Consider the following 8179-nt stretch of genomic DNA (forward strand, 5'->3'; position numbering starts at 1 on the left):
CGAAGCCCTTCTTCGCCGAGCCCGTGAAGCCCCAGTGCAGCGGGATGCCGACCACATGCACCACCTTGCCGTCGCAGTTCAGCGGGCGGATGCGCTTGGTAACGACAGCCTTGGCCTTCACCGAGCCCCGCTTGGACCAGACGCGCACCCAGCCACCATTGGTCACCTGCCGCAGCGCTGCCAGCTCCTCCGAAATCTCGACGAAAAATTCGGGCTGCAGCGCCGAATTCACCCGGTTGTGCTTCGTCCAGTAATGGAAGTGCTCGGTCAGCCGGTAGGAGGTCGCGGCGAAGGGGAACTCGTCCGAGTTGCCGAACTGCGCCACGTCGCTCTGGAACACCCGCGCCACCGGATTCCCCCGCATGCGCGGGTTCAACACGTTGGGGACGGGGGTCTCGAAGGGCTCCATATGCGCCGGGAAAGGCCCGTCCCGCAGCATGCCCCGGGCGAAGAGGCGCGACACCCCTTCCTGGTTCATGATGAAGGGCATGACGTCCTGCGGCTTCGCATTCGGCGCGATGTCCGGCACGTCATAGCCTGTCCACTTCGTCCCATCCCATTCCAGCAGCTTCCGGGAGGGATCCCAGGGCTTGCCGTTCAGGTCGGCCGAGGCACGGTTGTAGAGCGTGCGCCGGTTCAGCGGCCAGGCGAAGGTCCAGCCGAGATAGGCGCCGGTCTCGTCGGGATCATGGTTGTCCCGGCGGGCCATGTTGTTGCCGGCCTCGTTGAAGCAGCCGGAATAGATCCAGCAGCCGCACATGGTGGAGCCGTCATCCCGCAGTTGCGAGAAGTTCACCACCTGCTTGCCGGCAGCCAGGATCACCTTGGAGGGGTCGGCGGGATCGGTCAGGTCCGTCAGGGCCCGGCCATTGATTTCGCGCGCCAGCTCCTCGGGATGCGGCTCGTTCGGGTCGTGATAATCCCAGGACAGGTTGAGGATCGGGTCCGGGAACGCGCCCCCTTCCTTCCGGTACAGCTCCCGCATGCGCAGGAAGATCTGCGCCATGATCCAAGTGTCGTGCTTGGCCTCGCCCGGCGGGGAACCACCGGCCCAGTGCCATTGCAGCCACCGCCCGGAATTGGTGAGCGAGCCCTCCTCCTCCGCGAAGCAGGTGGTGGGAAGCTGGAACACCTCCGTCTGGATGGCGCCGGGATTCACGTCGTTGTACTCGCCGTGGTTTTCCCAGAACCGCGACGTCTCGGTCTCGAGCGGGTCCATCGTGACGAGGAACTTGAGCTTCGAGAGCGAGGACGTAACCTTCCCGCGGTTCGGGAAGGCGAGCAGGGGATTGAAGCCCTGGCAGATATAGCCGTTGACCTTGCCCGAGTTCATCAGCTCGAACATGCGCAGCACGTCATAGGCCGGCACGTCGAGCTTGGACAGGTAGTCATAGGCCCAGCCATTCTCGGCGGTCGCGTGATCGCCCCACATGGCCTTCTGGAAGCTCACCATGAACTTCCGGTAGTTCTGCCAGTAGCTGGTCTGACCCGGACGAAGCGGCCGGAACTGCCGGCTCTTCATATAAGTCTCGAAATCGACCTCCTGCTCCGTCGGCATGTTCAGATAGCCGGTGAGCAGGTGCGACATCAGGCCCAGATCGGTCAGGCCCTGGATGTTGGAATGCCCGCGAAGCGCATTCATGCCGCCGCCGCGCACGCCGATATTGCCCAGGATCAGCTGGAGCATCGCCATGGCGCGGATGTTCTGTGCGCCATGGGAATGCTGGGTCCAGCCCAGGGCGTACATCGACGTCATCGTCTTGTCCGGCGCCGAGCACTCCGAGATCATCTGGGCAACCCGCAGGAACTTGTCCTTCGGCGTGCCGCAAATGCGCTCCACCATCTCGGGCGTGTAGATCGAGACGTGCTGCTTCAGCAGGTTCCAGACGCAGCGCGGGTGTTGCAGCGTCGGGTCAGTGACCGCGTAGCCATCATCCCCGAACTCGTAGTCCCAGCTCGACCGGTCATAGTCACGCTTCTGCTCGTCATAGCCCGTGAACAGGCCGTCGCTGTACCCGAAGCCTTCCTTCACGATGAAGGAGGCATTGGTGAAACCCTTGGTGTACTCCCACTGCACCTTGTCGTTCTGGATGCAGTAATTGATTACGCCCAGCAGGAAGGCGATGTCCGTGCCCTGACGGATCGGGGCATAAAAATCCGATACGGACGCGGTCCGCGTATAGCGCGGATCGACGACGATCAGCTTCGCGCCACGATTGGCCTTCGCCTCCGTGACCCATTTGAATCCGCAAGGATGCGCTTCCGCCGAATTGCCGCCCATGACGACAACCAGGTCGGTGTTCTTGATATCGGTCCAGGCATTCGTCATCGCACCACGACCAAAACTCGGGCCCAAACTGGACACCGTGGGGCCGTGTCAGACGCGCGCCTGGTTATCGAATCCTGCAATGCCGAGAGACTTGGCGACCTTGAAGGTGCACCAGGCCGTCTCGTTGGTGGTGGCGGAGGCGGCGAGCATGCCCGTCGTCGTCCAGCGGTTCACCGGCACGCCGGCCGCGTTCTTCGCCAGGAAGTTCGCGTCACGGTCGTCCTTCATCAGCCGCGCGATCCGGTCGAGCGCCGCATCCCAGGAGATCGGCTCGAACCTGTCGGATCCGGGCTTGCGCACCTTCGGCTGCGTCAGGCGCGAGGGCGAGTGAACGAAATCCTTCAGCGCCGCGCCCTTGGGGCAGAGCGTGCCGAGATTCGTCGGGTGATCGACGTCACCCTCGATGTGGATGATGTCCGCCTGCTCGCCCTTACGGACGTCGCCCTTGGAATACAGGATGATTCCGCATGCGACGGAGCAATACGGGCAGGTGTTGCGCGTCTCGGTCGTGTTCGCGAGCTTCAGCGGCCGGACATGGGCAGCGACGGCGGCTTCCGCCTCACTGAATCCCATGGCGGCCAACGAGGTTCCCGCAACACCCGCGCCGGCGGCCTTCATCAGGCCGCGCCGCGAGAGTTCCATGTTCATGGCCCCTCCCAAATGGAGCGATTGTGGCAGCATAAAATAGAACGTTTGCGCCAGTCTCTGTCAAGCATTCGGCTCTCGGAATGAAGTGATGCCCGGGGTTTCCAGCCGCCGCCACAGCTAGGCCTCGACCCCGCCCAGGGTGGCGTGGCACTTGGCCCCATGCGGCCGACCTTGCACCCCCACCTGCTGAACGGGCGAACCGGCGATCCGGGCATTTATGTGGAGGTACTCCACCGTTCCGAGACCATCCTGCTGGATTGCGGGGATCTCTCCGCGCTTTCGCCGCGGCATCTCCTGCGGATCGGTGCGGTCGCGATATCGCACGCCCATATGGATCACTGGGCCGGTTTCGACCGGCTGCTCCGAATCCTGATTGGACGCGAAAAATGCCTCCCGCTCGTCGGGCCGGAGGGCTTCGCGCAGCGCCTCTTTCACCGGCTCCAGGCCTATACATGGAATCTTGCCGACCGGATTCTCGCGGAGCTGGCTTTCGAGGTAACAGAGGTCACCACGGCTGGAACCTGGTCGCGCACCCGCCTCAGCCTGCATGGCGGCTTCACGCAGGAGAGGCTGGCCCCACTTCCCGCCGCGCCGGACGGCACCGTGCTGCAACTCGGCCCATTGCGGCTGCGGGCAGCCGTGCTGGACCACGGCACCCCCTGCCTCGGATTCGCCCTGGAGGAGGACCAGCATCTCCATGTCTGGCGAACCAGGCTGGAAGAACGCGGGCTGCCGACCGGGCCCTGGCTGGCCGCGCTCAAGGTGGCGGTGCGGGAAGGATGGGCCGATGACCGCCCCGTTCCGATCTTTGCCCGGCCTTCCGAAGCATCGGGCGCACCCACGCTGCCATTCGGTGCGCTGCGGGACTTGATCAGCATCACGCCTGGGCAGCGCCTGGCCTATCTCACCGATTTTGCCGACGTTCCAGCCAATCGCTCCGCCGCCGTCGACTTGGCACAGGGCGCCGACATCCTGTTTATCGAAGCCCCCTTTGCCGCCGAGGACTCGGCGATGGCCCTGGACCGCCGCCACCTGACGACCCGGGCCGCTGGTGAGATCGCGCGCGAGGCAGGTGTACGCCGTATCGAACCCTTTCACTTCTCGCCACGCTATCCCGGGCAGGAAGACCGGCTTCTGGCTGAGGTGGCAGTTGCGGCGGGACGGGAGACCTTGTCAGCTTTCTGATACGGACCGCCGCTTCAGGACATGCCGGGCGTCCCATCCCCCGGAAGCAACGCCGCCCCTGCAAACGCCGGGGCGGCAGGGCGTTTCTCCGGGATGCAGTTCAGGCGGAGGCAGGCACTCATGGCATTTCGCGTCCCGGCTTACCTCGCCCGCAGGGCGGTCGCCTGATCTCGATGAGCGCTGACGGAACAGGCGGAAGCCAGGCGGCACAGGGCCGCCTTCTGGCCCGCCCTGACACCGTCCGGGAGGGTGCGGCACCCTCCCCGGGGCTGCACCCCATCGGGCTTGGCGGAGGACGGGACGGCCTCATCCGGGTTCCGGACGCTACGGAAGGCCAGGCGCTGCCCCTCGTCGTGATGCTGCACGGAGCCGGCGGCCATGCGGCGGGCACGCTGGCTCTCATCGAGGCGGCCGCCCCGGGCGCCCTGCTGCTCGTGCCGGAAAGTCGGCGCTCGACCTGGGACGTGATCATGGGCGGCTACGGTCCGGATGTCGCCTTTATCGACGAGGCGCTGCGCCAGGTCTTCGCGCGGTATCGCGTGGACCCACGGCGCATCGTCCTCGCCGGCTTTTCCGACGGAGCGTCCTATGCGCTCTCGCTGGCGCTGGGGAATGGCGACCTCTTCACCCATGCTCTCGCCTTCTCGCCAGGCTTTGCCGCGCCGCCGGACCCGGTGGGCCGGCCACGCCTGTTTCTGTCCCACGGCGTGGCGGACGACGTGCTGCCAATCGCGGCTTGCAGCCGCCGCCTCGTGCCGGCGCTCCGAGGCGCGGGATATGATGTGCTCTACCGGGAGTTCCCCGGCGGTCATTACGTGCCGGAAGAGCTGGCGGCCGAGGCGATGGCGATGGTGGCGAAAGGCTGACAGCCCGTTAAAGCGTGCGGGCCTCTGCGGGATGAGGCTTACACGGCGCTGCTTCTGTGATCAGAGTGGTGGCCTGTCCTGATCGACCCGAGGGGCCACCATGATTCGCTGCGCTGATTTCGACCGAGACGGGGCAAGCCCCGCCCCTGTTCCGAAAGCCGCGCGCGGCATCCTTCCGGCATGAGCAACGCCCTGCCCCACAACAGCGACATCGGAAGTTGTGTGGCCGAAGCCCGGATGCGTTATGCGGCCGCCCGCCCCGCAAGCGCCGAACAGCACCACTTGGCCGCTGCCGTGCTGCCCGGGGGCAACACGCGCTCGGTGCTGGCCTATGGCCCCTTTCCCACGGCCATGCGCCGGGGCGAGGACTGCCGGCTCTGGGATATCGACGGGCACGAATATCTGGACCTCTGCGGGGAATATACGGCGGGGCTGTTCGGCCATTCGGACCCGCGCATCCAGGCGGCGCTGCGCGACGCGTTGGCCAATGGCATCAGCCTTGCCGCCGTGGGGCAGGCGGAGCAGCGCCTGGCCGCTATCCTTTGCTCCCGCTTCGCGGGGATGGAGCGCGTGCGCTTCACCAATAGCGGCACGGAAGCGAATCTGATGGCCCTGATGGCCGCCCGTGCCTTCACCGGCCGGCCCGGCATCCTCGCCTTCCGTGGTGGCTACCACGGCAGCGTGCTGACTTTCCCCCTGGCCGGCGCCAGCCCTGTGGCGGTGCCCTTTCCGACCGTGCTCGCGGACTATAATGACACGGACGGCGCCGTGGCCGCGATCCGGGAAAATGCCGCCATGCTCGGCGCGGTCATCGTCGAGCCCATGCTAGGTTCCGGCGGCTGCATTCCCGGGCGGGCCGACTTCCTGGCCGCCCTGCGCGAGGTCACGGCAGCGGCGGGCATCCCGCTCATCCTTGATGAGATAATGACCTCCCGCATGTCGGCCGGCGGGATGCAGGCGCGGCTGGGGCTGCGGCCGGATCTGACGACGCTCGGGAAATATGTCGCGGGCGGCATGAGCTTCGGCGCCTTCGGCGGGCGCGGCGATATCATGGACCAGTTCGGCGGCACCATCCCCCATGCCGGCACCTTCAACAACAATGTTCTCTCCATGGCCGGCGGCTGCGTGGCCATGGGCGAGATCTTTGACGCGGCCACGGCCGAGGCCCTGTTCCAGCGCGGCGAGGCGCTGCGCGCCCGGCTGAACTCCTTGTGCGAGGCGGCTGGCGTGGTCATGGGATTCACCGGACTCGGCTCCATGATGACGGTGCAGTTCCGCCGCCTTCCCATTGAGCGGCCTGCCATGCCGATGCCGGCCGAGGAGAGCCTGCGGGAACTTTTCTTCTTCGACATGATGGAGGCCGGGATCTACCTCGCCCGGCGCGGCATGGCGGCGCTCAGCCTGCCCGTCGGTGAAGCGGAAATGGACCGCTTCATCGCCGCGGTAGCGGAGTTCGTCGCGGTCAGGAAGCCGCTGCTGCAGCCGGCCAGGCCACTGGGCAGCGCTGCCTGACGGCGAGTCAGAGGCGCGCCGGCGCTTCCACGAGCGGCGTCCCCGCCCCCTCCGCGCCGCGCATCCCCAGCCGGCCCAGCCCAGGCAACTTGACTGCCGGCCGCCGCAGATCGAGGCCCGCGATACCGCCGAGAATATTCACCTCGATTCCCTCGACCCAACCAAGGGTGAAGCCTGCATAGCCGCCCAGTGACAACCGGAACCCGGTGCCGGAGGGCGTGGGGCGGAACCAGCGCCCGTCATAAGGGAAATCCTTGCCGATGGCCGTTGGCGGCAGGGCCACCCCGATCTCCGGTACCGCATCCAGGATGGCGGCGACGAAGGTGTTGGAATTTGGCCCTGGCCAAGGGCTGTAATCGCCCCGGTTGCGCCAGGCATAGCCGGCGACGGCCGCCTGCATGCGCGGAATCAGGGCAGCCGCCGCCGGGCCATCGGCGGCGAAGACCACTTCCGGCGCCTGCCCGAACCAGCGTCCATCCGGCTCGAACCCGTTCATGCGGATCGGTTCGCCCCAGGCCGTGTAGTCATAACGCGTGTAGGACAGTGCGCCTTCCGGCTTGAAAACGATCCAGCAATGCACCGCGAAGATGCCACGCCACCGAACCGTGGGGGCCGCGAAGACGCGAACGACGGCGTTCCCATTCTGTGCTGGCGGCGGCAGGAATCCAGCGCTGGAGCGGTCAGCGGACCACCAATCCGTTCGCGCATTCCTGGCCTGATACAAGGCTGCTGAGATGCCGAGCGGCAGCAGGTAGAGGAGGGCAAAGAGAAGGAGCGCGGTCTTCAGGATCGTCATATCCCCAGAGATATTTGTTGTGCGCTGCGAAACAGCAATGCGGCCCGAGAGCGCCAGACTCGAGATAATACCAGTCTGAGGCAGGATTCTTGGGTCACCATGGGGAGCCAGCGGCTTCCCAGACGAGGCCGGAGCGCCGTAAGAGCAGGACCGTCAACAGACATCCCGGACTGTCGCCCTTCCTCTCGGCGATCCGGGCTGTGAGTATGAGAAAGGTATCTCTGTGTCGAAGAAGTTCCTCACCGACGTCATCCAGCAGTCCTCCGACATGACCGGCGTCGCCGCCGGCCGTCTGGCCGCCGACATCATTGCGGCCATCAAGGAGCAGATCATCGAGAACGGCCGCTTCTCCCTGCCGGATTTCGGCTCCTTCACGGTGCGCGAGACGCCGAAGCGCACGGCGCTGAATCCGCGCACGGGGGAGAAGGTCGCGGTGAAGGCGGGCGCGACGGTGAAGTTCAAGGCGTCGCCGTCCCTCAAGGCGGCTGCCTTTGCCGGCGCGAAGAAGGCAAAGCGCCGCGCCGCCAAGTCTGCCGGCTGAACGCCTGACGGCAGCACCCGTGCCCGGACCCGGCCGGCGCGCGCCCGAAACCTCGCTTTACCGCGCGGTGAAGACGCATCTGGAGGGTCTGGGCTACGAGGCCAAGGGCGAGGTCTGCGGCTGCGATATCGTCGCCCTGCGCCCGGGCGAGCCGCCTTTCCTGGTCATCACCGAGCTGAAGATGAGCTTCACGTTGGAGCTGCTCTTGCAGGGGGTGGACCGGATGGCGGCCGCTGACGAGATCTGGCTGGCCGTGCGCGCGCCCCCCCGGGGCCCGGGGCCGGGGGGGGGCGGGCCCCCCA

The 8179-nt window shown here is 66.4% G+C and carries 8 protein-coding genes; 5 read left to right on the forward strand and 3 right to left on the reverse strand.

All coding sequences use genetic code 11. The features are described from left to right. On the reverse strand, positions 1–2329 hold a 2329-nt coding region (gene fdnG / locus ACO1BU_RS26255), incomplete at its 3' end, for a formate dehydrogenase-N subunit alpha (RefSeq protein WP_481133242.1). Between the two features lie 48 nt (positions 2330–2377). Next, positions 2378–2977, reverse strand: a complete 600-nt coding sequence (locus tag ACO1BU_RS37775; RefSeq protein ID WP_481133243.1) for a hypothetical protein — start codon at positions 2975–2977, stop codon at positions 2378–2380. Between the two features lie 159 nt (positions 2978–3136). On the opposite strand from ACO1BU_RS37775, the gene ACO1BU_RS26260 reads away from it, so the two are divergent. The 3 genes from ACO1BU_RS26260 to ACO1BU_RS26270 all read left to right on the forward strand — a co-directional run bounded on the left by ACO1BU_RS26260 (position 3137) and on the right by ACO1BU_RS26270 (position 6540). Continuing rightward, entirely contained in the window at positions 3137–4162 is a 1026-nt protein-coding gene (locus tag ACO1BU_RS26260; RefSeq protein WP_424138930.1) for an MBL fold metallo-hydrolase, read from the forward strand. Between the two features lie 173 nt (positions 4163–4335). Continuing rightward, a complete protein-coding gene (locus ACO1BU_RS26265; RefSeq protein WP_424138931.1) occupies positions 4336–5028 on the forward strand; it encodes an alpha/beta hydrolase in 693 nt (230 codons plus the stop codon). A 180-nt stretch (positions 5029–5208) separates the two neighbouring features. Then, positions 5209–6540, forward strand: coding sequence for an aspartate aminotransferase family protein (locus tag ACO1BU_RS26270; RefSeq protein WP_424138932.1), 1332 nt, complete (start codon positions 5209–5211; stop codon positions 6538–6540). 7 nt (positions 6541–6547) lie between these two features. Here the strand turns inward: ACO1BU_RS26270 and ACO1BU_RS26275 are convergent, their stop codons facing one another. Further along, a complete protein-coding gene (locus ACO1BU_RS26275) occupies positions 6548–7336 on the reverse strand; it encodes a DUF3750 domain-containing protein (RefSeq protein WP_424138933.1) in 789 nt (262 codons plus the stop codon). Between the two features lie 223 nt (positions 7337–7559). Here ACO1BU_RS26275 and ACO1BU_RS26280 point away from each other — a divergent pair, with 223 nt between their 5' ends. Continuing rightward, positions 7560–7877, forward strand: a complete 318-nt coding sequence (locus ACO1BU_RS26280) for an HU family DNA-binding protein (RefSeq protein ID WP_424138934.1) — start codon at positions 7560–7562, stop codon at positions 7875–7877. A 19-nt stretch (positions 7878–7896) separates the two neighbouring features. Then, positions 7897–8179: hypothetical protein (locus ACO1BU_RS26285; RefSeq protein ID WP_424138935.1), on the forward strand; the 283-nt coding region annotated here is incomplete at its 3' end.

The sequence above is a fragment of the Roseomonas chloroacetimidivorans genome (assembly GCF_049629625.1).
GTDB classification, from domain to species: domain Bacteria; phylum Pseudomonadota; class Alphaproteobacteria; order Acetobacterales; family Acetobacteraceae; genus Roseomonas; species Roseomonas chloroacetimidivorans.

Coding starts and splice junctions, on each gene's coding strand:
- ACO1BU_RS26260 (WP_424138930.1), top strand. CDS start 3,137: ATGCGGCCGACCTTGCACCCCCACCTGCTGAACGGGCGAACCGGCGAT.
- ACO1BU_RS26265 (WP_424138931.1), top strand. CDS start 4,336: ATGAGCGCTGACGGAACAGGCGGAAGCCAGGCGGCACAGGGCCGCCTT.
- ACO1BU_RS26275 (WP_424138933.1), bottom strand. CDS start 7,336: ATGACGATCCTGAAGACCGCGCTCCTTCTCTTTGCCCTCCTCTACCTG.
- ACO1BU_RS26270 (WP_424138932.1), top strand. CDS start 5,209: ATGAGCAACGCCCTGCCCCACAACAGCGACATCGGAAGTTGTGTGGCC.
- ACO1BU_RS37775 (WP_481133243.1), bottom strand. CDS start 2,977: ATGAACATGGAACTCTCGCGGCGCGGCCTGATGAAGGCCGCCGGCGCG.